This window comes from Arthrobacter sp. D1-29 (assembly GCF_054130585.1).
Window position 1 is genome coordinate 2463374 of the sequence record NZ_CP096383.1, and the last position, 26389, is coordinate 2489762.

The following is a 26389-nucleotide window of genomic DNA, read 5'->3' on the forward strand; positions in this document are numbered from 1 at the left end:
CCGTTCACACTAATCGACGGTCAACACGCGCTCGCGCGCCACTGCCTCCGCATCGTAGTCGTAGAGCCAGCGGCGGAACGCCTGAGAGTTCTTGATCTCGTCGTCGCGTTGCCTCAGGTCCTCGTAGCCGGAGTCGTAGCGCAGACCGTTGTCGCGAGCGCCGCTCTGGACACGCGTCGTGCGATCAAGGCGGAGCCGCTCGTACTCAGCGAGCGCCTCCGGGAACGAACTGGCGGCCGCAGCCCCGAGCAGGACCGCGAGCGTCATCGCGTCCTCGATCGCCTGGTTCGCCCCCTGGCCCAGGTGGGGGAGCATCGCATGGGCGGCATCACCGAGGAGGGTGACTCGTTCCGTCGACCAGCGTTGGAGCGGCTCGCGATCGTACAGGCCCCACCAGAAGGTCTGCTCGACCTTCTCAAGAAGCCCCTCAACGCGGTCATCCCATCCCGCGAAGTCGGCGCGGAGTGCTTCGACGTTGCCGGGTGCCGACCAGGATTCGCGCAGACGCTCGCCGCTGGGCACGAATCCAACGTAGTTGATCAGCTCCCCTGAACGCACCGGATACGTCAGGAAGTGCTTGCCTTCGCCCATCCAGAGCTGGGCAATGCCGGGTGTCCAGGACCTGAGCCTGTCCGCGCGCACCAGCCCCCGGTAGGCGATCGAGCCCGAGGCGACGGGATCGGCGGGCTCGGTCACGGCCGCGCGCACGACCGAGTGGATCCCGTCTGCGCCGACGACGAGATCGGCTGTCTCCGTGACGCCGCCAGCGAACTCGAGAAGCACACCTTCCTCGCCTTCCTCGAGGCGTATGAGGCGGTGCCCCGTACGGACCACCCCCTCCGGCAGGGCGGACATCAGGACGCCGACGAAATCGGCACGATGAAGTCCCAGAGTGAAGTACCGGCCGGAGCTGTCGGAGGTGGTCATCTCGCCGATGAGCGTCCCATCGGCACGGTAGTAGACCGATCCGTCCCCGTAGCGTGCGGCGACGGACTCGATCGCGTCCCTGAGCCCGAGCCGCTCGTAAACGCGCAGCCCGTTCGGCGCGACCCCGATCCCGGCGCCCACCTCGCCGAGCTGCTGCGCCTGCTCGTAGACGACCGCCTCGATGCCGACATCCCGAAGCGCTATCGCGGCCGTCAGGCCGCCGATGCCGCCTCCTATGATCGCGACGCGCATGGTGTCTCCTTGATTATTCATACTTTTTCATCAGCTTATGGTTAGTCACGCGATGGTTGCAATGGAGCGCGAAACCGGTGGAATAGCCCCTCCACGGCGACGGGTTCCGGCTCGGACGCCGGTCACCGTCATCGTGGCGCCTGCAGCACTTCGGTCACCTGCTGCACGACGTCGAAGCCGTAAAGTTCGCGTCGGAATTCCGCGTGGGCCCTGATTTCCGCATCCCTCTGCTCAAGATCGCCCTCCATCGAGTCGTACCGCATGCCGTTCTGTCTCGCGCCGATCTGGACCTCCGCGACTCGCGTGCGGCGCAGCGACTCGTAGGTCTGGAGCGCGGCGGGGGCGTCCACCGGGTCGCTTCCCCCAAGAAGGAGCGAGAGCGCCATTCCATCCTCGATTGACTGATTCGCGCCCTGGCCGAGATGGGGCAGCATCGGGTGGGCGGCATCCCCGAGCAGCGTGAGCCGCCCCTTGGTCCACACCGGGATCGGATCGCGGTCGTACAGCGACCACCGGAACGTGGACTCGACGTGTGCGAGGAGGCCGGCGATCCTTGGATCCCAGCCCTCGAACTCCTGCCGCAGCTCGTCCGGGTCGCCGGGCGCCGTCCAGGACTCCCGCATGATGCCGCGCGCCGGCACGAAGCCGACGAAGTTGATCAGCTCGCCGCGGCGCACCGGGAAGGACAGGAAGTGCTTGCCTGCACCGAGCCACATCTGCCAGACGTCCGGTCGCCATCCGTCGAGCAGCTCGCGGGGGACCAGGCCCCGGTATACGGCGGTACCGGAGAACACCGGCTTGCTCTCGGGATGGACGATCGGCCGCAGGATGGAGTGGATCCCGTCCGCACCGACCACGATGTCGGCCTCTGCCGCCTCGCCGTTCTCGAAGCTGACCCGCGCGACGTCACCGTTTTGCTTGAAACCCGTCGCGCGGTGCCCGGTGTGGAGGACCCCCGACGGCAGCCGGCGACAGAGCAGCTCGACGAGGTCCGCCCGATGCATCCCATAGGTGGCGTTCCATCCGCTCGGATCCGCCACCTGCACTGGGGCGATCTCCCTGCCGTCAAACCGGTAGTACCGCGAGTCCTCTTTGACGAGGGCGCCGACCTCCTCGACCGCGGGACCGAGACCGACCCGGATAAGGTGGCGGACCGAGTTAGGCGTGAGATATACGCCGGCCCCGACCTCGCCGAAGGCAGACGCCTGCTCGTACAGCACCGCCTCGATGCCCTGTGCCATCAACGCGTTGGCGAGGAACAGCCCTCCGACACCACCCCCGACGATCAAAACCCGCTTGCCTGAAGTCATCCTTCCGCTTCCCTTCTTCATTCGATGCGCGCCGGATGCGACACGCCCATTCGTCATTCGGCGACTGCCCGCCCGGCGACGATGCCGCTGAACAGGCTAGGCCCGAAGGCTGTGCCTTCCAGCGCGGCGTGACCGTTGATGTGGCCGCCGGCCATCCCCGCGACCTCACCGGATGCGAACAGTCCGTTGATTGGCTGACCCTCGCTGTCGAGGACGCGGCAGTGGAGGTCGGTGTGCACGCCGCCGAGGTTCTTCCGCGCCATCGGGTGCAGGCGCACCGCATAGAACGGGGCTCGGTCAAGCGGGGCTAGGCCGTCGAGCGGCTTGCCGAAGTCGGGGTCCCGGTGCAGGCCGGCGGCGATGGCCTTATTCATGTCGTCGACGGCGGCCTCCAGATTGCTCCGATCGACGCCGATGCGGTCAGCGAGCGCGGCGGCACTCGGGGCTGACTCGACGTAGGGCGATAAGTGGAGGAACTCCGCCACGCGATCGCGGATGACCTTGTTGCCGTCGACGTAGTACGGATCGGCTAGGATCAACCCCGACGCGACGCCCGCGTCGAATACGGACCACGCCCGGCCCTCCTTCTGGGCGAGGAGCGCAACGGTCCCGCTCGCCCCGCCCCGCAGGCTTTCGTCGTGGAATCGGTTGCCCTCGTCGTTGATCCACAGTTCGCCGTCTGCCCCGCGTACAGCGAGGCCGCGATCGGTTCCTGGCTTTAGGTAGTCGGGTGTCCCATACGGGTACATCCACACCGAATCAAGCTCCGTGAACTGCGCGCCGACTGCCTCGAGCATGCGAAGACCCTCGCCCTTCGCTTCCGGTCCGCCCCCGAGGAGCACGCGCTCTGCTCCGGCCGCCTGTTTGGCGTGCACCGCTACGAGCTTGGCGCTGTTGTTGAAACCGCCGGTCGCCATGACGACCGCCGGCGCGGAGAGCTCGACCGTTCGATCCCCGTTCACGGCGATGACGCCCGTGATCCGCCCGCCGGTGCGGACGAGCTCCTTCGCACGGTAGCCGAAGCGCCACGTGATGTTCGGCAGCGCACGGGCATGCTGGGCGAGCAGCGACATGACGCGTTTGCCTCCCCCCTCCGGACGATGCCATCGCGGCACGCGGTTGCCCTCGTGCGGGTGGATGGAGATCCACCTGACCCCCAGCACTGACAGGTGGTCGAAGAACACATCCCGACCGGCAAGGAGGTAGCGCTGCGCCCATTCGACGTCGACCGAGTCGCCGCCCCAAGCGATCCAGTCCTCGAGCGCAAGGCCGACGGAGTCCACGACGCCGAGCCGATCCTGGAGCGGGGAACCGGCGATGCAGGTGCCGCCGGCCGCACCGGACGCGGTCCCGCCGAAGCTCGGCGCCGCGTCGATGACTGTCACGCGCGCACCGCGCCCCGCGGCCTCGATCACACAGGAGAGGCCGGAGGCGCCGGCACCGATCACGACGACGTCGGCCTGCTGGTCGACAGCAGGCCCGTCGGGAGAGAGAGCGGTCATAGTCGAACTTCCATCGTCCATCGGAAACGTCCTGGGGCCTTCCGCCGCGTCAGCTGCGCAGCCAGTCCTGGTCGAGCGCTTCCACGGAGGCGCAACCGAGCAGCGCGAGGGTGTTGTCGAGCTGCTCTTTCAACAGCTCGATCACTTTCGTGACGCCGGCCTGTCCCTTCGCAGCGAGGCCGTAGATGTACGGTCGTCCGATCATGCAGATCCTGGCGCCGCGTGCGAGTGCCTTGGCGATGTCGCTGCCTCGGCGGATGCCGCCGTCCATGTACACCTCGGCCTTGCCGTCCACGGCGTCGACGACAGCAGGCAAGACGTCGATCGTCGCGGGAAGCCCATCGAGCTGGCGCCCGCCATGGTTGGAGACCCACACGGCGTCGATGCCTCGAGCGACCGCCTCGGCGGCGTCACGCTCATTCGTGATTCCCTTGACGACCATCGGGCCGTCCCAGAGCGATCGCAGCCATTCGAGGTCGTCCCAGGTCATGCCGGGATCGAACCGCTGATTGACCCGTTCCATGAATGCCATGCGCCGGGTCACCGCGGTCTTGCCGCCGAAGTTCCCCATCGTCAGCCCATGCCCGAACATCTCGTCCCAGCCGAAGCGGGCGACCCACGGCAGGTGCCCGAGCACATCGCCGGTGTGCCGCCAGGTGGGGCGTGGGGGGATCGTGAAGCCGTTGCGGAGATCCCGCTCGCGCCGTGCTCCGACGGGCACATCGACGGTGACAACGAGCGCCTTGTATCCGGTGGACCTCGCCCGCTGGACGACCTCGCTGGTGATGCCACGATCTCGCCAGACGTAGATTTGGAACCACTTCGGCGCGTCCGGTGTCGCCTCCGCCACCTCTTCGAGGCTCCAGCAGGAGCTCGAGCTGAGGGTCGAGACGATCCCGGCCTCAGCGGCCGCCAGTGCGGCCGCCCGCTCGCCAAGCGGGTGCGCGAGCGCCGCGAGCCCGACCGGTGCGAGGGCGAGAGGCGCCGACACCGGTGTGCCGAGCATGGTCGTCGCGAGCGTCCGGGTGGACGCGTCGGAAAGTGCGCGTGGGCGGAACATGATCGCATCCAGGGAGTGCCGGTTACGGTGCATCGTGATTTCACCTTCACCACCGCCATCGATGAAGTCGCTGACCGCCGCCGGCAGCCGCCGATTCGCGATCGCGCGGACGTCCTCAACGTTGACGGCGTGACTGAGCTCGAGCCCGCGGGGCGGTACGGTGCCGTTTCTCATGGTCACTCCCTCGCTCTGCCGTTATCCTCAGATGTACTGCGCGTACAGCGGTGAGCGGACATCACGCGTGATCCGGCAGTCGAGGAAGAGCGGGCCGCTGCGGTCCCAGCCGGCGAGCGCCGGTTCGAGGTCAGCCACCGTTGAGATGACGGCGGCTTCCGTACCGAGGCTCGCCGCGATTTTCGCGAGGTCCGAGACGCCGAAGATCGCTTCGTCGGCGGGAAGGCCAGCGATCTCAGAGAGCACGATCTCGGACCCGGCGGCACCGTCGTTGAAGCAGATGACGAGGATCGGTATCCGTTCCCTGGCTGCGACCTCGAGGTCGCCCAGCGACATGAACAGGCCGCAGTCGCCGATGTAGAGTGCTGTCAGCCGATCAGGGCGTCCGATGGACGCACCGATGGCTGGCCCGAGGCCGCAGCCCATCGCGCCGAAGTCGCAGGTCCACATCAGCGAGTCGGGGCTCGGATGATGCATGAAGGCGATCGGCCAGACCGTGAAGTGGCCGCCGTCAATGACAGCGGCCCGCTCGGCAGGCAGGAGGCGGTCGAGCTCGGTCGCGAGCGCACGGGGGTCGATCTGTGCCGGCGCGGAGACATCGATAAAGCTGGATCCTGTCTGCGCAGGTGCGGTGGGCAGCGGACGCCCCGGCACCATCGGCTCCGCCTCGAAGCGGGCGATGAGTTCCCGGGTGACGATCGCGGCGTCGCCGAGGACCGGGACGTCCGCACGGTCGTACTTGCCGAAGGCCAGGGGGTCCTCATCGACCTGGACCACCTGGGAGCCGGAAAGGAGAGTGGAGCGACGGGTCTGGATGTAGTTCAGGCTGGCACCGACGGCGAGGACGCAGTCCGCCTCGCGGATGATCCGCGCACCTTCGGGGGAGGTGAAGCCGCCGAAGATGCCGAGGTTCGCCGGGGAGTCCTTGAAGATGCCGATGCCCTTGACCGAGGTGGCGAGGTAGGCCCCCGTCAGTTCCGCGAGGCGCTCGAGGAGCTTCGCCGTCTCCGGGGCGCTGCCGCCCCGACCGGCGAGAAGCACAATCTGCCTAGCCCCGCGGATGGCGCGCTCCGCCGCGGCAACGTCCTCCGCCTTGGGTTGCACCTTACCGGAGGGACCTGACAGCCTGGCGATGGCCGGTTCGATGTCGGACTCGCTCGGCAGTGACTCGATGCCGTGCGGGATGATAAGCGCGACCGGGACGCGCCCATGCAGGGAGGCCTGATACGCGGACACGGTGTCCTGCGCGGCTGTCGCGGCACTTACGCGGACCACTGCGACGCCGATCTCGCCGAGCAGCGCATCGGGGGCGAGTCCCTGAATTCCTACCTCGAAAGGAGCATTGCGGGCCGGCGTGCTCATCACGTCGCCCATGATGAGCACGACGGGGCTGCGCGCCTTGACGGCGGTCCGCAGCCCGGTCAGCGCGTTCGTGAATCCGGGCCCGTGCACCACGCTCGTCCAGCCGACCTGGCCGGTTGCGCGTGCGTAGCCGTCGGCACCGCCGACCGCGCCATTCTCATGCCGAAAGTGGTGGAGGGCGGCGCCAGCGTCCTCGAAGGCGTGCACGACGCGCATATTCGACCCGCCCATCACCTCGAAAAGGTGCGTGGCGCCAAGCCGAACCGCCGTGGCTGCGATAACGCCGGCGGTATTGCGGGCCACTGTCACGCCGCCGGCGTCCGTCGGATTCCCGGTGATCCCCGCCGATGTCATGGGGGCCATCCCTTCGTGTCGCTCTCGTGCTTCTGCACTAGACCGTTGTCCAACCGCGTGACCAGGACGACCGGCCTGCGACGTCGTCGGCAGGGCACTCCCGATCCGCTTGACAACTGTGACACACACCACAATAGTTTAAATAACGGAATGCGTACAATCCGTCCGTATAGCGTACGAACGTCAAAATCGACGCATTTCATCAACACCAGGAAGGGATTCCCGGTGCACCTCCGTTCTCGAGGAAGAGGACAGGGCGGCACCGGTCGGCGACCCAGAGAGGAAGGGTTCGCATGAGCGCTTCGCCCACAGTCCGCTCCCTGCAGGACCTGATCGACTCGAAGCCGGATCTGGTCGATTACCTGTACAACGACTCGCCCGGTGCGCACTCCCGCGGCCGGGCCGACCTCACGCCGGTACGGCAGGAGTTCACGAACTGGCGCGACGAGCAGCGTTCGTGGCTCGAGACGGCAGTCCTGTTCGACCAGTCGCACCATATGCCGGAGCTCGTCGTCAAAGGCGCGGACGCCAAGCGGCTGCTCAATCATGTCGGTGTCAACAGCCTCGCGAACCTCCAGCCGGGGCGCGCAAAGCAGTTCCTCGGGGTCAATGAGCGAGGGCAGATGATCGGCGACTGTATCCTCTACGCCCTCGAGGATGAGACCTATGAGCTCGTCAGCAGTATGCCGCTCCTGAACTGGGTCGAGTACCAGATCCTGACCGGCGGGTGGGACGTGACGTACGAGCGTGACAACAACACCTCCGACAATCCCACCGGAAGCCGCAAGCTCTTCCGCTACCAGCTCGACGGCCCGAACGCCGGCGCGATCTTCGACGAGGTCATCGAAGGCGGCGTGCCCGATATCGGCCCGTTCCGCACCGCCAGGGTCCGAATCGCCGGCGTCGACGTCCTCGTGCTGCGGCACAGCATGTCGGGTCACCGGGGCTATGAGGTCTCGGGCGCATACGAGCAGGGTGAAAGCGTCGTGTTAAAGGCGATCCTCGAGGCCGGCGTCCGGCACGGGCTTCTCCAGGCCGGAGCGAAGACGTACTTCAGTGCGAGCTTCGAGGGCGGTTGGATGGCTTATCCGCTGCCTGCTGTCTACACAGGCGAGGAGCTTCGCGCGTATCGCGAATGGCTGCCGGCCGATTCGTGGGAGGGGAGGTTCCAGCTCGCCGGCAGCTTCCGCCCCGAAAGCGTTGAGGACTACTACGTCACGCCGTTTGACATGGGCTATGGGAAGCTCGTGAGCTTCGATCACGACTTCATCGGCCGCGCGGCGCTTGAGGAGATCGCACAGCACAAGACCAGGTCCAAGGTGACGCTCGTCTGGAACAGGGATGACGTACTCAAGGTCGTAGGCTCGCTCTTCGATGAGGGTGAGCTGCCCTACAAGTACATCGAGCTGCCGGTCGCCGACTACGGCAACCTCACGCACCGCGACGAGGTCTACAACCTCGATGGCGAGATGATCGGCGTCGCGACGAAGGTCGGTTACACGATCAACGTTCGGAAGCTCATCTCGGTCGCCATGATCGATCTCGACCGTGTCGCGGCCGGCGACGAGGTCGAGATCGTCTGGGGTGAGGCGAATGGCGGCTCCCGCAAGCCGCGGGTCGAGCGTCACCGTCAGGTACGGGTCCGCGCAACGGTCGAGCCCGCACCGAACCCGGCGTCGGTGAAACCCGCGCCCGCGAAGGCCACGGGCTGAGCGGCGACGTCCTCGCCCTACGGTGATGGATTACCTGCAGAGGAGAACAGGATGACGACGACGGAACGCCTGCCTGCAGTGGAGGTCGAGCTCAAGCTCGCCGCGCGGCACGCCGCCGCCGCCGGGATGCTGCCGGCGCGCTACGTCGACGATCTTTTCATTGCCGGCGAGTACCGTCCGGCGAAAGGCGCCGAGCGGACCGAGCTCGTCGACCCCGCGACCGGGGACGTATGGGGAGCGGTGCCGGTGGCCGACGCGTCGGACGTTAATGCCGCGGTGGCGGCTGCGGCCCGCGGGCTTCCCGAGTGGAGCCGCCGCGGGCCATCGGAACGCGCGGAACTTCTGCTCGCGATGGCCGACGCGATCGAGCGTCGCGCCGAACCGCTCAGCATCACGAGTACGCTCGAGAACGGCTCGCCGTTGTCAGAGACAGCCCTGGCCGCAGGTAACGCGGCCGGGATCCTCCGCTACTTCGCCTCGCTGGCAGGCTGGCTCGCGCAACCCGATCTCCGTGGCTCGCCGAATGACCCAACCGTCGTGACGTCCGTACACCGCGATCCCATCGGTGTGTGCGCACTGATCGCACCCTGGAACTTCCCGATCAACCTGGTCCTCATCAAGCTCGCGCCGGCGCTCCTTGCAGGATGCACGGTGGTGGTGAAGCCGGCACCCTCGACGCCGTTGTCGGTCCGATACATCATCGATGCCGCGATAGAGGCGGGTATCCCCGCCGGCGTCGTCAACCTGGTGACCGGCGGCGGCACGGTGGGTGACCAACTCGTCCGGCACCCGCTGGTCGACAAGGTGGCGTTCACCGGCTCGACCTCGGTCGGCCGCCGGGTCGCGGCGGCGTGCGGGGAGCTGTTGCGCCCCGTCACGCTTGAGCTTGGCGGCAAGTCGGCCGCTATCGTGCTGCCGGACGTCGACCTCGACGTTCTCGGGAGTGCGCTGCTGCGCAGCTGCCTGCGGAACACCGGCCAGACCTGCTACAACTCGTCTCGGATCATCGTCACCCCGGAGCGCTATGACGATGTCGTCCAGCTCGCGGCGGCGGCGGTGTCCGCCGCGGCGGTCGGGGATCCTTTCGACTCGGCCACGGTGTTCGGCCCGGTGGCGACCGCCGCTCAGCGTGATGTCGTGCGGGGCTACGTCCGGTCAGGCATCCGAGAGGGTGCACGTGTTGCGGCCGGCGGCGACGTCGCGCCCGTCTTCGAACGCGGCTCGTGGGTGGTTCCGACGGTGTTCGCAGACGTCGATCCCGGAATGCGGATCGCGCGCGAGGAGATTTTCGGACCGGTGCTCTCCATCCTCAGCGCTGCGGACGTCGACGAGGCGGTGGCGATCGCCAATGCGACGGAATACGGACTCGGCGGCATCGTCTTCGGCCAGGACGAGGACCGCGCGTTCCAGGTGGCGCGCCGTGTCGACACGGGCAACATCGGCCTCAATTTCTTCACGTCGAACCCCGCCGCACCGCTCGCGGGCCGACACGATTCCGGTATCGGCGTCGAGTACGGCGTGGAGGGCCTCTCCCAGTACCTGACGTCACAGTCCGTGCACCGCAGGCAAGGCATCCAGGAGGCATCTATGTAACGCATACGCACCATTTTGCGTGTCCTCGATTTCACCCTTGATTTAGCAGCATTTCCCTAACAAAAAATCCCTTGCGTTTCATGTTCAGGCTGGCCACATTATCCGCGTGCGTAGTGTCCGCTGGAGATCAACGCTAGTGTCCGAACTCATTGAACTGGAGGATCCAGTATGTTCATTCAAAGGCGATTGAAGAGCATCTCGATAGTCGCGCTTGCACTCTCGGCGGCCCTCACCACGGTTGCCGGCTGCAGTCCCGGGCCCGGGTCGACGAACGGGACGGATGGTACCGGAGATACGGTGGACATCGTCGCCGGCGTCGCGGCGAGCATGAGCTCCCTGAACCTGCGCTTGGGCATGGAGCAGGGCTTCTTCGCTGAGGAGGGACTGAATGTCACCACCGTGCCGTCCGGCACCGGCGCCGGCGGTGTCACGGGGCTCATCAACGGTGAGATCCAGGTCGCGCTCGGCGGGCTCTCGGGGACCATCACCGCAGCCTCGCAGGGCATCCCGGTCGTCTTCGTCTCTGGCGGCATCGCCGACGCGGAGAGCCAGGAGGGCCCCTGGTACGCCACGCTCGTCTCGCCGGACAGCGGCATAAAAAGCTTCAAAGACCTCGAAGGCAAGACAGTCGCGATCAACTCGCTGAACTGTTGCTGGGACTTCTGGACCCGTGAATCGGTCATCGCCGACGGCGGCGACGATAGCAAGCTGAAGCTGGTGCAACTGCCGTTCGCCCAGCAGGCCACAGCGCTGGCCAACGGCCAAGTCGACGCGATCACGACGCAGCAACCCTTCGCCAAGCAGGCGGAGCTTGAGGGCTTTGTCAGCATCGGCGACCCGGCGGCGATCGCGTACGGCGACCCCGAGAACGGCAACACCAACTACTTCATGGCGAAGTCGTTCGTGGACGCCAACCCAGGTGTCGTTGAGCGGTGGCGTGCGGCACTACAGAAGTCGACTGACTACGCGAAGGCAAACCCCGATAAGGTGCGGGATGCCGCGATCTCGATGGTGTCGCTCGATCCTGATCTCGTCGCAGCTGCCCCGGTGCCAAACTTCGTCGTGGAGCTCGACCGCAACGCGATCGAGAAAGAAACCGGCTGGCTGCTGAAATACGGAGTGATCCAGAACGCGCCGTCGGTCGACAGCCTGATTGTTCCCTGAACATGATGGATAGACCAGACAATTTGCATCGTTCGGTTGGCTTTGGCGTCACCCTGGCCGTCCGAACGGCGCTTTGGAGGAACTAAAGTGATGCGTCGTTCATGGCTCGTCCGGTCCCTTCCCTGGATCACGACCCTCGCCATCATCACGTTGCAGGAGATCCTCGCCCGAACGGGCGTGCTCCCCAACGTGATCCCCCCTTTCACGGAGGTTGTCGCGGCAGGTTGGATGATGCTGCCGACCGACGTTTTCCTTACGGGCCTCCGGGAGATGCTCCAGCAATTTGCGATCAGCCTTGCGCTAGGAATCGGTGCAGGCCTTGTGCTCGGCATTCTGATCGGCGTCGCGCCGGTGCTGAACCAGCTTTTTCGGTATGTGCTCGAGTTCCTCCGCTTCACCCCCAGCGTGGTGTACATCCCGATCCTCCTGCTCCTCATGGGAGCGAGGCCGCCTGTGGCGATCACTCTGGCGGCGATCGGGGCCACATGGCCGGTTCTCTACCAGACCTATTACGGAGTCGTTGGCGTATCGCCGATCCTGAAGGACACCGGACGCGTGTTCGGCCTGAGCCGCGCGCAGCAGATACGGAGCATCACCATCCCCAGCGTGTCGCCGTTCCTGGCGACCGGGATCCGGATCGCCGCGGCCCATGCGCTCATCATCGTGGTCGCGGTCCAGATCATCGCCGCGGTCCCGGGCACGGGACGTGACATCCAGAACTACGCCGAGAACGGCGTCTTTCCCCGGATGTATGCCCTCATCCTGGTGGTCGGCATCATCGGACTCATTATCAACGGGCTGCTCGAGTTGCTCGAGCGCCGTCAATTGCACTGGCATGCATCGTACCGGGAGAAGCAGGCATGACGACCACCACAGCGACCAGCGCATCGACCACCACCGAAGCCACTGGACGGCGTTGGTCCTCGCGCTTGAGCGGTACGATCTTCTCGCTCATCCTTCCCGTGGTGATCCTTGTCATCTGGTGGTTCGTGTCGGCGAACAGCACCTCGCCGTTCTTCCCACCCCTCCAGTTGATCCTCGAGACGTTTGTCGAGGCCTGGCTGTCGGCGCGGGTTATGTCCGATATTGTGCCGAGCCTCACGCGCCTGGTGGTCGGATTCCTGATCGCCGCCGTCGTCGGCGTCTCGCTCGGTGCGCTCCTCGGGCGGCTGCGGATCGCGGCCTACGCACTGAACCCGGTCCTGCAGTTCTTCCGATCGCTCCCGGCGACGTCACTGATCCCGGTCGCGGTGGTGCTGTTCGGCATCGGCGACACCCCGAAGATCGTGCTGATCGCCTTCGTGAGCTCCTTCCCGATCCTGCTGAACACGATCGACGGAGTCAGGAACATCGACCCGGTGATCGAAGACGTCAGCAGGTCCTTCCGGCTGACCAAGATGCAGCGCTTGCGCTGGGTTCAACTCCACGCCGCCTCGCCTCAGGTGATCTCCGGGATGCGTATCGCGTTGAGCCTCGCCTTCGTGGTCATGGTTTCGTCGGAGATGCTTGGCGCGACGAACGGCATGGGCTATGTGACCCTGCTCGCGCAGCAGGGCTTCCAGATTCCGCTCATGTGGTCCGGACTTATCCTGCTCGGACTGATCGGGCTGCTCGTTAACGGCATCTTCATTCTGGTGGAGCGCAAGCTGCTCCACTGGTATACCCAAAATCAGGAGGACTGACGTGCTCAGCGTTGAACGACTGCAAAAGACCTATGCTACGGGCGGCAAGTCCCTTGAGGTGCTTCGAGACGTGAGCTTCACGGTCAAGGAGGGCGAGTTCGTCACTGTCGTGGGGCCGTCCGGAGCCGGGAAGACCACGCTGCTGCGCTGCATGGCCGGCCTGCTGCCGCCTTCCGGCGGGAAGGTGACGTTGACCGACACCGGCAGGGTCATCGACTCGCCGCCGAAAGAGATTGCCTGCGTGTTCCAGGACTACAGCCGTTCGCTGATGCCCTGGTACAAGGTCAGTCGCAACGTCGCCTTGCCGCTCGCCAACACCATCAAGGACCGGGACGAGCGCCGGCAGGCGGTCGAGCAGGCGTTGCAGAGTGTCGGGCTCGATGGTTTTGGGGACAGCTATCCGTGGCAGCTCTCCGGCGGCATGCAGCAGCGGGTGGCGATCGCCCGTGCCCTCGCCTACCGCCCCGAGTTCCTCATCATGGACGAGCCCTTCGCCTCCGTCGACGCACAGACCCGCGCCGACCTTGAAGACCTCATCCTTCGGGTCCGGCAGAGCGCGGGCGTCACCATCGTGCTCGTCACTCACGACATCGATGAAGCCGTCTACCTTGCCGACCGCGTTGTCGTCGTGTCCAACCGGCCGACAGTCGTGATGGACGTGATCGACATCGATCTGCCGCATCCGCGCAGCCAGGTCACGACGAAGGGTCTGCCACGATTCGGAGAGCTCCGCACCAAGGTGGCGAAGCTCATCACGCAAGCCAGCGCAGATGCGGCGGCAGCGCAAGCAGAGGCGGCAGCAGCGCAAGCGGAGGCGAAGGCCTGACTCGGCGGTCGACACCGGTATTTTGAAAGCGAACGCGAAGGAGCGGCAGTTGACCACCACCGAGCAGGCTCTCTCCCGAACGACTCCGCGGCCGCTCTCCGGCGCGGAGCTCCTCCTCCGGGGCCTCATCGACCGGGGCGTCGACACGATTTACATCAATCCGGGTACCGACACCGCGCCGCTCGCCCGCGCGATCGAGATTGGAATCGCCGAGACACGCCCAGTTCCACGGCTTGTCCTGTGCCCGCACGAGACGGTCGCACTCGCTGCCGCCCACGCGCATTTCGCGGTGACCGGCCAGGTGTCTGCCGTCTTCGTCCACGTCGACGTCGGCACGCAGAATCTCGGCGCGATGGTGCACAACGCGGCTCGGGCGGGGGCAGGCGTCATCATCATGGCTGGCCTCACCCCCTACGACGAGTACGGCACCGTCCATGGCGGGCGCGACCACATCGTCCACTGGATGCAGGACGCACCCGACCAAGCAGGTATCGTCCGGCAGTACGTGAAGGCCACGTTCAACCCCTCCCACGCCAGCCTCGTCCATAAGACCGTGCAGCGGGCGATCGACATCGCAGGGGCCGCCCCGCCCGGGCCGGTTTACCTGACGTTCGGGCGTGAGATGCTCATCGAGACGGCACCGGAGCCAGAGGCCCCGCGGCTGGGCTCCTTGTTCCGCTCGGGCCCGAGCCCGGAGGCAACCGACGCGAGCCTTCGGGAGATCCGGGCGAGCAAGCACCCCGTGCTTGTCACCTCCCGGGTTGGGCAGGACCCTGAAGCAGTCGCACCGTTCACCCGGCTCGCGGAGCTCATTGGTGCGACCGTCATCGATCCGCTCAAGGAGCGGATGAACTTCCCCCCGACGCACCCGCTCGCCGCGACCAACGTCGCGGCAGCCTGGGCGGAGGCTGACCTAGCGATAGTCCTCGATGCGCCCGTTCCCTGGATCCTGGGAAAGGAAGGCCCCCGGCGGGACTGCCGGGTACTCCTCATCGACACCGATCCGCTCCAAGTCGCGATGCCGAACTGGGCGTTCCCGGCGGATGTGCGCGTCACGAGTTCGCCGCGCGTTTGGCTCGAAACGATACTCGCGCGGCTCGAGGCGGAGGGTGCGAGGCCCGTCCCGCTCGGGCGGCGGCCTTTGATGCCCAAACGCCCGACCCTCGGTGCATCGCTCACGGCGCAGGACGTCCTTGCCGTTCTCGCCGACCACATCACGGCGGAGGATCGGCTCATCGAGGAGTCGACGACCTCGGCGGGCTATGTCCGCCAGTGGCTCCCGCGGACAGTCCCGGGCACCTTGTTCCGCGCCGGCGGCGCCGGGCTCGGCTGGGCCCTCGGCGCGTTGCTCGGGGCGATGGCCGCCGAGCCGGAGCGGCCGACCTTCGTCGTCGTCGGGGATGGCTCCTTCATATTCAGTGCACCGGTTGCGGCGCTCATTGCGCTGCGGCGCGAGCGCGTCGACGGTCTCATCGTGGTACTCCAGAATGGTGGCTATGCGGCGAGCAGTCAGCCCGTCCACGACCTCTTTCCCGACGCCGAGCGGCCCCAGCCGCCAGCGACTGCCTTCCTTGCCGAGGTGGACATCGCCGGGATCGCCGCGGCGTGTGGCGCGACCGGCTTCACGGTGACCTCCCCGCAAGATCTCGCCGATGGGATAAAGCGCGCTGTCGCCGCTTGGCGACAGGGGGGCCTCGTGGTGCTCGCGGCAATGATCAGTTCGCCATGGATCAAGCCAGCGGACTACTGAGGCGCGACCGGTTCGACCGGGATCTGAATTACAGTGCATCGGAAAGGCACGTCCGCTTCACGGACATGCAGGGTTCGGGTTCGAGTGATCGGAGATGTTGGATGAGTAGGCGGCCTGAGGGTCTAGACCAACGCGACTATGTTCAGTCCCTCGAGCGGGGACTCGCGGTCATCTTGGCCTTCGCTGATCACCGTCCGCGGCTGACTCTGACAGAGGTCGCAGCCGCAGCGGGACTGAGCCGTCCCACCGCACGACGCCTTCTGATCACCCTCGAGGCACTCGGTTATGTCCGCGCCGACGGGCGCGGCTTCTTACTGACGCCGCGCGTCCTCACCATCGGATACGCCTATTTGAACTCGCTCGACCTCAGGGAGATCGCGCAGCCGGTGATGGAGCAGATCGTCGCCGAGGTGAGAGAGACCTGCACGCTGGCGACACTCGACGGATCGGACATCGTCTATATAAGCCGCATCTCGATGCGGCGGATTAGCAATCTCTCGCTTGTCATCGGCACCCGGCTCCCGGCCTATGCGAGCGCGATGGGACAGGTGATCCTCGCCGATCTCCCAGCGGCGGGCCTGCGCCACTATCTCGACACAACCGGACTTGAGGCGATCACGCCGCACACCATCACGAGCCCCGCCGCTCTCAAAGAGCGCCTCGCGAAGATACGCGAGCGCGGCTGGTCGGAAGTGGACCAGGAATTCGAAACCGGGCTGCGCGCGATTGCGGTGCCTGTCCGCGGCGGCGACGGACGGGTGTTCGCCGGGCTTGGCCTGTCGTCCACCGCCCTGACGACGCGCGAACTGCTGGAGCACCTCCCGCTGCTCCAGGACGCCGCCGCAAAGATCAGCGCCGGACTCGGCAGCGAGTTTTCGACCCGCGTAGAGCATCACTGAGCACTGCAGTCAGCCACCGGGCTGGCCGCGGGCGCCTCCACGAGCGGTTTCCGGAAAGTTCGGAGGCCACAATGAGGGCGAACACGTCGGCGTCCTCGTCGCGGAAGTCCGCAACGCCGTCGCCGATGATCAATGTATGCCTACAGTGTGCTCGGCAGGGCGGCGAAACGGTTCGCCGTGATTCTGTCGGCATGCACCTTTGCCCCTACACTGAGCTCAGGTCATGAGCGCCAGCGCCAAGCCCCGGCTCGCTGGCCGGCAACCCTCCAACCGCGGTGGGGTGCCCCGGGTGAGGACCTGGCTGTCCGGCAACGGCCGGATGGCAAGCGCGGCCCGTGGTGCTCCCAACATGCCCCGGGCCCACGTCAAAGGAGCCTTGAATGTCCAACGGATGGTCTTTTGAAACCCGCCAGATCCATGCCGGGCAGGAGCCGGATTCTGCCACCGGCGCCCGGGCACTGCCCATTTACCAGACCACGTCTTTCGTGTTTCCCAGTGCGGAAAGCGCTGCCAACCGCTTTGCACTGGCCGAGCTGGCGCCGATCTATACGCGCATCGGCAACCCCACGCAGGACGCGGTGGAGCAGCGTATTGCCAGCCTGGAAGGAGGCCTGGCAGCGCTGCTGCTCAGCTCCGGCCAGGCGGCGGAGACCTTCGCGGTCCTGAACATCGCCGAAGCCGGGGACCACATCGTGGCCAGCCCCAGCCTTTACGGCGGCACCTACAACCTCTTCGCCCACACGCTGAAGAAGTTCGGCATCAGCGTCACGTTCGTAGCGGACCCGGACAACCTGGACCAGTGGCGTGACGCGGTGCAGCCGAACACCAAGCTCTTCTTCGCCGAGGTGGTGTCCAACCCCCGCCAGGATGTCCTGGACATTGAGGGCGTATCCGGGGCTGCCCACGAGGCGGGCGTGCCGCTGATCGTGGACAACACGCTGTCCACGCCGTACCTGATCCGTCCGCTGGAATGGGGCGCGGACATTGTGGTGCATTCGGCCACAAAATACCTGGGCGGCCACGGCGCAGCGATCGCGGGCGTCATCGTGGATTCCGGCAAGTTCGATTTCGGCAAGGACCCGGAGCGGTTCCCCGGCTTCAACACCCCGGACCCCACCTACAACGGGCTGGTCTACGCCCGCGACCTCGGCGAGGGCGGCGCCCTGGGCGCCAACCTGTCCTACATCCTCAAGGCACGGGTCCAGCTCCTGCGGGACCTGGGCTCGGCGGTGTCCCCGTTCAACGCGTTCCTGATCTCGCAGGGCCTGGAGACCCTGAGCCTGCGGGTGGAACGCCACGTGGCCAACGCCGGCGAAGTGGCCCGCTGGCTGGAAGCGCGTGACGACGTCGAATCCGTCGCCTACGCGGGCCTGCCCTCAAGCCCCTGGTACGAGCGCGGGCGGAAATACGGCCCCAAGGGCACGGGTGCCATCGTGTCCTTCAATCTTTCCGGAGGCGCCGAGGCGGGCAAGCGGTTCGTGGACGCGCTGGAGCTGCACTCGCACGTGGCCAACATCGGGGACGTCCGGTCCCTGGTCATCCATCCGGCCTCCACCACGCACAGCCAGCTCTCCCCGGAGCAGCAGGCCGTGGCCGGCGTGACCCCGGGACTGGTCCGCCTCTCCGTGGGCATCGAGCACATCGATGACATCCTGGCAGACCTTGAAGCCGGCTTCCGTGCCGCCAAGGAGGCCAGCGGCGCCTGATCCACTGGCGCATCACCGGCGGCAAGCCTGGAAGTGCTGATACACACCTCTGTTACTGCCACTGAGTCAGTCCTACACTTATTCTGCACTCAGTGGTTGCTTTGCATGAAGGAGAACACCATGGCGGTCATCGAGCAGGTGCGTGAAGGAATGCACGTTGTAGCGCCGGATGGCAAGAAGATCGGCAAAGTGGAAGCACTGAAGATGGGGGATCCGGAGGCAGTGACGGCGGAGGGTCAGACCGACCCTGAAACGGGAGGCCTCGTCGGCACAGCGATTCACGCATTCGCTGCCACCTCCTCGTTGCCCCATCACACGGCGGAAAGGCTGTTGCGGATCGGCTATGTGAAAGTGGACAGGTCAGGTCTGTTTGCCGGTCACGCATACTTCGCATCGGATGAGCTGGAGAGAGTCGACGGCGACACCCTATGGCTCAAAGAAGGCCCGCATACCGACCAATTGTGAGGGCCTTACAGCACTGACTTCAGGTAGCGGACGGACGCAATGAAGTCTTCGTCCATATGGGGTTCGCACTTGGCTTCCATGGTGAGTTTGCCTTCGTAGCCGTCTGCTTTAAGGGCGGAGACCTGTCCGGCGATGTCGGTTACCCCGGTTCCGAAGTGCTCCCAAGTCATAACGCCATCGATGAAGCGACCGTCTTTGAGGTGAACGTTTTTGATGTATGGCTTGAGTTTTTCGTAGCTTTGATGGAAGGGCTTCTCTTCAGCTTCGTAGAGATTACCGGTGTCCCACACGTATCCGAAGTTGTCCCTGCCAACGCCTTCGAGCAGGGCCAGGCAGTTATCGCCCGTGTCAGCCCAGGAGCCTGGAATGTTTTCCAGCTGCACGGTGAAGCCCCGTTTAGCGGCACGGTCGGACGTCTGTCCAAGAATCTCGATGACGCGCTGGAGATCTGATGCGGTGTCCTGGTGGCTGCGCTGCACGCCGAAGACGATCAGGGTGTTAATTTCCAGCCGTTCTGCCAAATCAAGGCTCATCTCCAGGATGCCGTTCGAGTGCAGGGATAGCAGGTCGCTGTTCAGCGGAGCCTTGAACAGGCCGGGTGAAACGGCGGAGAGGGTGATTTCGTACTCTTGTGATGTTGATTTGAGGCGGTCCCAGGCATCTGGATCCACTACAGGGAATCGCTTGGCTTCGACCATGCGGATCTCAACATCGGAGATTCCTTCGGCCTTGGTTGTTTCGAAAATTCGGGGGAACGCGGCCGGGGAGCGGTCAGCGATGACTTCATCCGTGACTGTAGACAGAATCATTTATGGTTCTACTTTCTGATGTTGTTTACGGAAACTCTTAGCCTTTGACTGCGCCGGTAGTCATGCCTCGGACCAAGGAGTTTTGCAGGAGCAGGTACACCAGGAGGGAAGGGATGAGAGCCAGGAAGGCGCCGGCGAGAAGGACACCAGTGCCTACTTGAACGTCTGCGCGCAGGCTGGCCAAGGCCACCGTGATGGTGTAATTCGATGTGCTGTTGGCGGCGATGAGCGGGAGCAGATACTGGTCCCACACGCCAATGAAGCCAAAGATGGTAATAACGCCCAGCGCGGGCTTGCACAGTGGAAGGATGACCTGGACCAGCATGCGGATCTCACCGGCGCCGTCGATCTTTGCCGCTTCTTCAATTTCGTCCGGGATGTCTTTCATGAATGCGGTCATCACCAGGATGGAGAAAGCGGACGCGGCAACCGGAAGGGCTACGGCCCAGATGGTTCCACGCATGTTGATGCCGGTCAGGGGTACGTCTCCCAAAACAACGGCCAGGGGTACTGCCACCACTTCCTCCGGCAACATCATGGTGGCGAGGAAGAGCCACAGGATTATCGCCTGGCCCCGGAACTTGTGGCGGGCCAAAGCATATGCGCTGGTGACCGCAACGATGGTCTGCAGAAGCAGACCAAAGCCGGCAATCAGGACCGAATTCAAGAAGAACCCCCAGACATTGCGATCTGTGGCCACTTCGAAGTTTCGAAGGCTGGGGTTCTGGGGGATGAGGGTCAACCGGGTAGGGTCGGCATTCAGGTCAAACGCACTGGCGATGATTGCCAGAATGGGGCCAGCGAAAATCAGGACGGCCAGGAGGGCAAGCCCTGTCCGCAACACGAGTGAAGACTTCTTGCCGGGTTGCCATCCAAGAGCAGATTCAAACCTGCCATCCTGTGGCGTGCTGCGGCGGAACAGGGCGGGCCGGGTGGCCGCGGTAACAGGGTTGTCAATTGACATGGTTAGGCATCCTTCCTCCGCCGCATGACAAGCACTGAACCCAGGGTCAGCACCAGAGTCGCGACAAGTAGCAGGACCGAGGCGGCGGACGCCACACCGATATCGTTGCGCTCGAAACCCAGCGAGTAGACCCGGGTCATCCAAACGTCGGTGGCGCCCGAGGGACCACCCCCTGTGAGAACCCAAACGTCGGTGAAAACCCTGAGGCTACGGATCGCTGCGAGGACGATCACGATAGTCATGGCAGGACGGAGCGCAGGCATAACGATGTATCGCAGTCGTTGCCAGGTGTTGACGCCATCGATTGCTCCCGCTTCGTAGAGGGAACGGTCCACGGCTGCCAGACCGGCGAGGATGATGACCATGTTGTAGGGGGCACCTTGCCAGATGCCTACGGCCATGACCGATGCCAATGCCGTGTCCGGGTCTTCGAGGAAGCGGACCGGCCCGATTCCCACGACGCCGAGGATCGAATTGATGAGCCCGTCGGGAGCCGGGTAATAGATGATGCGCCACACTTCGCCGATCACAGCAGTGGCAGTGACAACGGGCAGAAAGGCCAGAGTGCGTACAACCGCGAGGCTGCGGCTGGCACCTTCGAGGATCATCGCCAGCGCCAGCCCGCCAATCACTGCTCCGGCAGACTGACCAATTCCGAGCACCAGGGTGTGCCAGATGGCGCTTCCGGACTTGGGATCAGCCAAAACCGTGAGGTAGTTATCCATCCCCACCCAGATGTCACCAAGGAAGGGACGGACCTCATGGAAGCTCATGGAGATCCCGGCGAACATCGGGATGAACTTGAAGTACAGGAATAGCAGCATGGCCGGGAACAGCAGGAACCACACCATCCAGGGGAAGGCTTTGCGCCGTCGGGGCCTGATACGCAGGGCCGATGCGACTTGCGACGACCCCTCCTGGGCCAACCCGCCTTGCGCCGGCCGCAGCGTGCGGCGTGCCCGGGAGTTGGGTCCCGACGCCGTGGTTAACGGCGCCGGGTGAACGGTTTTACCGGTCATTTGAGCGCATCCCTGCTTTTCAGGTCCTCGGTGATCCGCTCCGAAAGGGCTTTCAGTTCTTTCGAAACATCAGAGCTGCACTGCCCGAACATGGAGTTGAGAGTTTCAGCCACATCTTGGCGGATGACAGTGAAGTCGATATCTGAGGGCAAGAGCTCAGAATCGGCCAACTGTTCCTGTGCCACTTTCCAACGTGGGTCCCCATAGACTTCTGCTGCGTCAACCGATGTGTTGATGGGGAGCCGCACCACCGGCTGGCCCGGAGCGGTCATGCCGAGCTTTTGTGCCTCGGCGGAGATGAGGAACTCCGCGAGGGCCTTTTGCTTGTCAGGCTTGTTGGTCGAAGCGCCGAAGTAGATGCTAGTGCGTTCGGTCAGCGTGGTGCTTCCGCCCGGGCCCTTGGGTGCGGTGATGACCTCGTACTTGTCCTTCCCTGGGGACTTGTCGAAGTTGGCGAACGCATAAGGCCCTGTCTGGTAGATCCCTGACTTGCCTTCGGCGAAGAATGGAGTGGCACTGGCGTTGGTCAGTGCTCCAGGCTGGACCATGTTCGGCGTGCAGAACCACGTCTTCAGCCAGGAAACTGCTTCCACCGTCTTGGGGCTGTTCGCCTCGACGCTGTATTTTCCGTCGCTGCCGTTGACGATGCCGGCGTCGCGCTGCCAGAGGTAGGAGGAAGCCCACCAGGTGAAGAATCCGCGGTCGGTTGTGCCTGGCACCGTCATGCCGTAGGTGTCGCCGTTGACACCGTTGCCGTCGGGATCCCCTGTGGCAAAGGCCGTTGCGAGGGCAAGGAGTTCGTCATGGCTCTTCGGCACTGCGATCCCGAGCCGCTCCCTCCAGTCCTTCCGGATGAAGGTGACCTGGGCATGCTGGCTGAAGGGGACGCCGTAGTGGGTACCATCTGCCGTCTTGACTGACGCCCATGAATCGTCACTCAACTGGTCCGCCCCGGCGATGTCATCGCGTTCAATTGTCCTGAGCATGCCTTTTTCGGCGTAATTGGCCATGCTGGATTGGTCGTAGATCATGACGTCCGGGAGGTCTTTGGCAGCGGCACGTGCCTGCAGCTGTGTTTCGAATTCCACTGTGGCCAGGTAGTCAACCTTGATACCGGTCTTTTGCGTGAAGGCGTCGAGAACCGCCTGGTACGTCTTGGCAGCCTCCGGTCCGCTGCGGGACCACACTTCCAATGGTTGGCCGTCGTCTGCGGTGCTCACTGGCTGGGACGACGAGCATCCCGCGGAGCAAATCATGGCGACGGAGCAACCTGCTGCAATAAGCGAGCGGAAAAGTGTCAATTTAGTCATTGGTCGATCCTCGGCTCTTCCTCCACGGAGGAGGTCCTCGATCTGAGGGGTTAAGAATGACTGTACTGACGAACACCGGCACTGTGAGCGGTATCACTATACGGGTTCGCGATGCCGTTATCTCGCATCACGATGGATGGCGAGCGTCCTAGACTGGTGGGAAATCCGGGAAGAAGGAGCGCATGGACACCTGGAAGCTCGAGGCGTTCGTTAAGACGATAGATCTAGGCAGTATTTCCCGTGCGGCGGTGGCCCTGCACTTGGCACAGTCCGCACTCAGCCAACACCTCTCGAGTCTCGAAACGAAGCTCTCGGTGAAACTGCTCGTCCGGACCAAGCAGGGAGTAGAGCCCACCGCGGCAGGGCGGGTGCTGTACCGGCATGCCCAACTGATTCTGAGGGGTGTCGACAATGCCGTCCAGGAAGTCAAAGCGGTCTCCGAGGGGCCAAGTGGGCGTGTGTCGGTTGGTCTTGCCCCCTACAGCTTCGCTGCCGCCCTGGCAGTGCCACTCATAGAAGCAGTCCGTGCGGCAGCCCCGAAAATCGTTCTTCATGTTCGGGAGAACTTCGGCGGAATACTTAGCGAGGCCATTGCTACCGGGCAGATGGATCTGGGCGTCCTGTATACCCCAGTCCCGCTGCGTGCCGTACACGTAGAGCCGATCCACCGCGAACGGCTGTGGCTGGCAACCAGCAAGCGAGCCGGGCTACCCGACGTCGTGTCGTTTCCCACGCTGACCGATACTGGTGTCTTTCTGCCCTCGCGCCAGCACTCTATCCGGCTTGCTGTTGATGCCGCCTTCCAGCAGCACAATCTTTTCCCCCGGCTACTCGGTGAAGTCGAGTCTGTGCCGACTTTGATGGAGCTCATCAGCAGGGATCTCGGCGCCACCATACTGCCTTTTTCCGCTTTTCCTTCCCTTGGGAGCTATCCGGAAGTCCAGATTCATGAGCTTGACGACCCGGTAACGGACCTCGGGATTGCCCTGTGCACGGGCAGTCATCAGCCCTTGTCAGACCAGGCCCGCATCGTGGAATCCATCCTGAGGGATCTGCTGATGCGGAGCGTTAACAGTTCCGCCGACCACGCTGCATCAGCGCAGAGGGACTGAGCCGGTTCAAGCCGGCATTTCCGGCATAAGGCTCGCCAGGCGTGGTGCGGGTAGGTGACGGAAGTCGGAGGGCCGACTTTGGTCATAAGAGACGCTTATCTGTCCACGCACTTTAGGTCTTATCCATTCAGTAACAGGTTCCCTAGGCTCGAAGGACGTAAGTTAGCGCCCCGTAAACCTGGAAGAAGACATGCCTGAATTTGTGCCCGCGTCACGCGTATCCCGAATCAAATCCTCAGCCAGTGTCGCAGCTGCAGCACGTGTCCGGGAGTTGAAGGCGGAAGGCCGCCGAATATTGGACCTGACGGTTGGGGAACCAGACTTCGACACACCGGAAAGCATCAAAACGGCGGCGGTGGATGCCATCAATGCGGGTGACACAAAATACACCTCGGTCAACGGAACGCCGGCATTGCAGAAGGCCATTTTGCAAAGGCTGGAGGTCAGAACCGGGCTTCACTACCTTCCGAGCGAGATAACCATCGGCGGCGGCGCCAAACAGGTCATTTTCACGGCCTTCATGGCGTCCCTGGACTCGGGAGACGAGGTAATTGTCCCGGCCCCGTATTGGGTCTCCTACCCCGACATGGTGCTCGCCAATGAGGGCACCCCTGTGGTGGTGCCGTGTGCCGAAGATGCCGGGTTCAAACTGACCCCGGAAGCCTTAAGTGAATCCATCACTGGCCGGACCAAATGGCTGATCCTCAATACACCCTCGAATCCCACCGGCGCCGTCTACTCGCGAGGTGAGCTCCGCGCGTTGGCTGATGTCCTGGTGCGCTTCCCCCAGGTCCATGTGCTGACCGATGAGATCTACGACCAGATCTACTTCGGCGAGGGCCGCATTTCCAGCCTGGTTGAGGTGGCCCCGGAGCTGAAGGATCGGGTTCTGCTGGTGAACGGCGTTTCAAAAGCGTATGCCATGACGGGATGGAGGCTGGGGTATGCAGCCGGCCCCGCTGGCGTGATCGCTGCCATCAACAAGCTGCAGTCTCAAATCTCCTCCTGCCCATCGTCCATCAGTCAGGCTGCTGCTGCCGCTGCCCTCACCGGAGACCAGTCCTTCATTCAGTCCAACGCAGACGTCTACCGCAGCCGCAGGGACGCTGCTGTCTCAGGACTGAACAAGATCGAGGGACTTTCCTGTTCCACTCCAGAGGGCGCGTTCTATGCGTACGTGAACTGCAGTGACCTTATGGGCAAAAAGACCCCCGACGGGACACCGCTCACAAACGACCAGGACTTCGTCCTCTACCTTCTGAACAGCGCCTCCGTTGCCGCCATCCCCGGGTCGGCTTACGGGTTGGGGCCCTACTTCCGTATCTCGTACGCCACAAGCCTTTCGGTAGTCGAAGAGGCCATCGCCGCCATCGACAAAGCGGTAGAGGCCCTGAGCAATTGATCACCCACACGAAGGAAAACCTGATGATTCACGTAAGAACAAATATCAATCGTCCGAGCGAAGACGTCGTCAGCAGGCTGAGCCAGTTCTCGTCTGCGACAATCCACGAGGCCCAAGGCAGGAAGGGGGCACTGAGCTCCAAAATCAAGCCGATTGACCGGGCCATGTCCTTCTGCGGACCGGCGGTCACGGTACGCTGCGCTCCGCGGGACAACCTGATGCTGCAGGTGGCAATCCACTACGCACAGGCTGGAGACGTGGTCCTTGTATCCGCCGGTGAATTCGAAGAGGCGGGCACCTTCGGGGACGTTCTCGGCAATGCCATGAAAGCCAAAGGCCTGGCCGCCATGGTCACGGACTCCGGCGTCCGTGACACCCAGGACCTCATTGAATTGGGCCTTCCTGTCTTCTCAGGCAGCATCAGCATCAAGGGCACGGTCAAGGAAACCATTGGGCCCATCAATCACCCGGTGGTCTTCGGGGACGAAATCATCTATCCGGGCGATATTCTCCGGGGAGATGCCGACGGCGTCGTCGTCATCCGTAAAGAGGAGGCTGAAGAGGTGGTCCGACTCTCGCAGGAACGCGATGACGCCGAGCGCGATCTCATCCGTCGGTACCACGAAGGCGGCACAACAATCGAGCTCTGCAACCTCACGGATGTGCTCAAAGAAAAAGGTCTTCTTGTGGAAAATGCCAGCTGATCCGGACTTCGCCACCCGGCCAGGCTAATCGACCGTTCATCAAAAGATGGCCTGCCTCCCAAGAGGAGGTAGGCCATCTTCGCGGTGGTGATGCAACTTCTGCTGCGACGTCCATCGCGACGTGTTGCCGAGCTGGAAGAGGCCGAGCTGGAAGAGGCCGAGCTGGAAGAGTAAAAAAGGGTCCGTGCCCTTAGCGGACCCGGACCCTCCATCTGGCAGCGGCGATGCCGAACTAGTAGCTTAGCGAGCGTGTAGGCCGAGGGCCCGCAAGGGGATAGGCAGGAGGTCCGTCGTGGCCCTTTTGAAGATGCCAGACAGTGGCGCCAGAATC

Annotated in this window: 22 protein-coding genes and 1 riboswitch; of the genes, 13 read left to right on the forward strand and 9 right to left on the reverse strand. The window is 64.2% G+C overall.

Annotated features, from left to right (window positions below; all coding sequences use genetic code 11):
* Positions 1-9: 9 nt before the first annotated feature.
* From M1E17_RS11115 to M1E17_RS11135, 5 genes are all read right to left on the reverse strand, one after another.
* Complete coding sequence (locus M1E17_RS11115; protein ID WP_457967411.1) at positions 10-1179, reverse strand: FAD-dependent monooxygenase; 1170 nt, start codon at positions 1177-1179, stop codon at positions 10-12.
* A gap of 128 nt (positions 1180-1307) precedes the next feature.
* The gene (locus tag M1E17_RS11120; protein WP_457967413.1) at positions 1308-2489 is read right to left on the reverse strand and encodes an FAD-dependent monooxygenase; all 1182 of its coding nucleotides are present in this window, start codon (positions 2487-2489) and stop codon (positions 1308-1310) included.
* Between the two features lie 53 nt (positions 2490-2542).
* Positions 2543-3991: an FAD-dependent oxidoreductase gene (locus M1E17_RS11125; protein ID WP_457967415.1), complete on the reverse strand. Its 1449-nt coding sequence runs from the start codon at positions 3989-3991 to the stop codon at positions 2543-2545.
* A 49-nt stretch (positions 3992-4040) separates the two neighbouring features.
* A complete protein-coding gene (locus M1E17_RS11130; RefSeq protein WP_457967417.1) occupies positions 4041-5225 on the reverse strand; it encodes an alpha-hydroxy acid oxidase in 1185 nt (394 codons plus the stop codon).
* Positions 5226-5252: 27 nt separating this feature from the next.
* Positions 5253-6941: a thiamine pyrophosphate-binding protein gene (locus M1E17_RS11135; RefSeq protein ID WP_457967419.1), complete on the reverse strand. Its 1689-nt coding sequence runs from the start codon at positions 6939-6941 to the stop codon at positions 5253-5255.
* Positions 6942-7234: 293 nt separating this feature from the next.
* On the opposite strand from M1E17_RS11135, the gene M1E17_RS11140 reads away from it, so the two are divergent.
* The 10 genes from M1E17_RS11140 to M1E17_RS11185 all read left to right on the forward strand — a co-directional run bounded on the left by M1E17_RS11140 (position 7235) and on the right by M1E17_RS11185 (position 18738).
* On the forward strand, positions 7235-8653 hold the full coding sequence (locus M1E17_RS11140; RefSeq protein WP_457967421.1) for an aminomethyl transferase family protein: 1419 nt from the start codon (positions 7235-7237) through the stop codon (positions 8651-8653).
* A 51-nt stretch (positions 8654-8704) separates the two neighbouring features.
* On the forward strand, positions 8705-10246 hold the full coding sequence (locus M1E17_RS11145) for an aldehyde dehydrogenase family protein (RefSeq protein ID WP_457967423.1): 1542 nt from the start codon (positions 8705-8707) through the stop codon (positions 10244-10246).
* A 297-nt stretch (positions 10247-10543) separates the two neighbouring features.
* Entirely contained in the window at positions 10544-11410 is an 867-nt protein-coding gene (locus M1E17_RS11150; RefSeq protein WP_457967425.1) for an ABC transporter substrate-binding protein, read from the forward strand.
* A gap of 90 nt (positions 11411-11500) precedes the next feature.
* Complete coding sequence (locus M1E17_RS11155; protein ID WP_457967702.1) at positions 11501-12274, forward strand: ABC transporter permease; 774 nt, start codon at positions 11501-11503, stop codon at positions 12272-12274.
* Complete coding sequence (locus M1E17_RS11160) at positions 12271-13092, forward strand: ABC transporter permease (RefSeq protein ID WP_457967427.1); 822 nt, start codon at positions 12271-12273, stop codon at positions 13090-13092. The genes M1E17_RS11155 and M1E17_RS11160 overlap by 4 nt, the downstream gene beginning before the upstream one ends.
* Position 13093: 1 nt before the next feature.
* Positions 13094-13918, forward strand: coding sequence for an ABC transporter ATP-binding protein (locus M1E17_RS11165; protein ID WP_457967429.1), 825 nt, complete (start codon positions 13094-13096; stop codon positions 13916-13918).
* A 49-nt stretch (positions 13919-13967) separates the two neighbouring features.
* Positions 13968-15668, forward strand: coding sequence for a thiamine pyrophosphate-requiring protein (locus tag M1E17_RS11170; protein ID WP_457967430.1), 1701 nt, complete (start codon positions 13968-13970; stop codon positions 15666-15668).
* A gap of 173 nt (positions 15669-15841) precedes the next feature.
* Positions 15842-16567 carry an IclR family transcriptional regulator domain-containing protein gene (locus M1E17_RS11175; RefSeq protein ID WP_457967431.1) on the forward strand — a complete coding sequence of 242 codons (726 nt, stop codon included), beginning with the start codon at positions 15842-15844 and terminating at the stop codon, positions 16565-16567.
* A gap of 219 nt (positions 16568-16786) precedes the next feature.
* Positions 16787-16902: riboswitch (SAM riboswitch) on the forward strand.
* Between the two features lie 45 nt (positions 16903-16947).
* A complete protein-coding gene (locus tag M1E17_RS11180; protein ID WP_457967433.1) occupies positions 16948-18273 on the forward strand; it encodes a bifunctional o-acetylhomoserine/o-acetylserine sulfhydrylase in 1326 nt (441 codons plus the stop codon).
* A gap of 120 nt (positions 18274-18393) precedes the next feature.
* The gene (locus tag M1E17_RS11185; RefSeq protein ID WP_457967435.1) at positions 18394-18738 is read left to right on the forward strand and encodes a hypothetical protein; all 345 of its coding nucleotides are present in this window, start codon (positions 18394-18396) and stop codon (positions 18736-18738) included.
* 5 nt (positions 18739-18743) lie between these two features.
* Here the strand turns inward: M1E17_RS11185 and M1E17_RS11190 are convergent, their stop codons facing one another.
* The 4 genes from M1E17_RS11190 to M1E17_RS11205 are packed head-to-tail and all read right to left on the reverse strand — an operon-like array spanning position 18744 to position 22840.
* Positions 18744-19547: a sugar phosphate isomerase/epimerase family protein gene (locus M1E17_RS11190; RefSeq protein ID WP_457967437.1), complete on the reverse strand. Its 804-nt coding sequence runs from the start codon at positions 19545-19547 to the stop codon at positions 18744-18746.
* A 37-nt stretch (positions 19548-19584) separates the two neighbouring features.
* Positions 19585-20511, reverse strand: a complete 927-nt coding sequence (locus tag M1E17_RS11195) for a carbohydrate ABC transporter permease (RefSeq protein ID WP_457967438.1) — start codon at positions 20509-20511, stop codon at positions 19585-19587.
* Between the two features lie 2 nt (positions 20512-20513).
* On the reverse strand, positions 20514-21530 hold the full coding sequence (locus M1E17_RS11200) for a carbohydrate ABC transporter permease (protein WP_457967439.1): 1017 nt from the start codon (positions 21528-21530) through the stop codon (positions 20514-20516).
* On the reverse strand, positions 21527-22840 hold the full coding sequence (locus tag M1E17_RS11205; RefSeq protein ID WP_457967441.1) for an ABC transporter substrate-binding protein: 1314 nt from the start codon (positions 22838-22840) through the stop codon (positions 21527-21529). Before M1E17_RS11205 ends, M1E17_RS11200 begins: the two co-directional genes overlap by 4 nt.
* Before the next feature lie 182 nt (positions 22841-23022).
* On the opposite strand from M1E17_RS11205, the gene M1E17_RS11210 reads away from it, so the two are divergent.
* The 3 genes from M1E17_RS11210 to M1E17_RS11220 all read left to right on the forward strand — a co-directional run bounded on the left by M1E17_RS11210 (position 23023) and on the right by M1E17_RS11220 (position 26058).
* Positions 23023-23952: a LysR substrate-binding domain-containing protein gene (locus M1E17_RS11210; RefSeq protein WP_457967442.1), complete on the forward strand. Its 930-nt coding sequence runs from the start codon at positions 23023-23025 to the stop codon at positions 23950-23952.
* 190 nt (positions 23953-24142) lie between these two features.
* Positions 24143-25354 carry an aspartate transaminase gene (locus M1E17_RS11215; RefSeq protein ID WP_457967444.1) on the forward strand — a complete coding sequence of 404 codons (1212 nt, stop codon included), beginning with the start codon at positions 24143-24145 and terminating at the stop codon, positions 25352-25354.
* A gap of 23 nt (positions 25355-25377) precedes the next feature.
* Positions 25378-26058, forward strand: a complete 681-nt coding sequence (locus tag M1E17_RS11220; protein WP_457967445.1) for a 4-carboxy-4-hydroxy-2-oxoadipate aldolase/oxaloacetate decarboxylase — start codon at positions 25378-25380, stop codon at positions 26056-26058.
* Positions 26059-26389 lie beyond the last annotated feature (331 nt).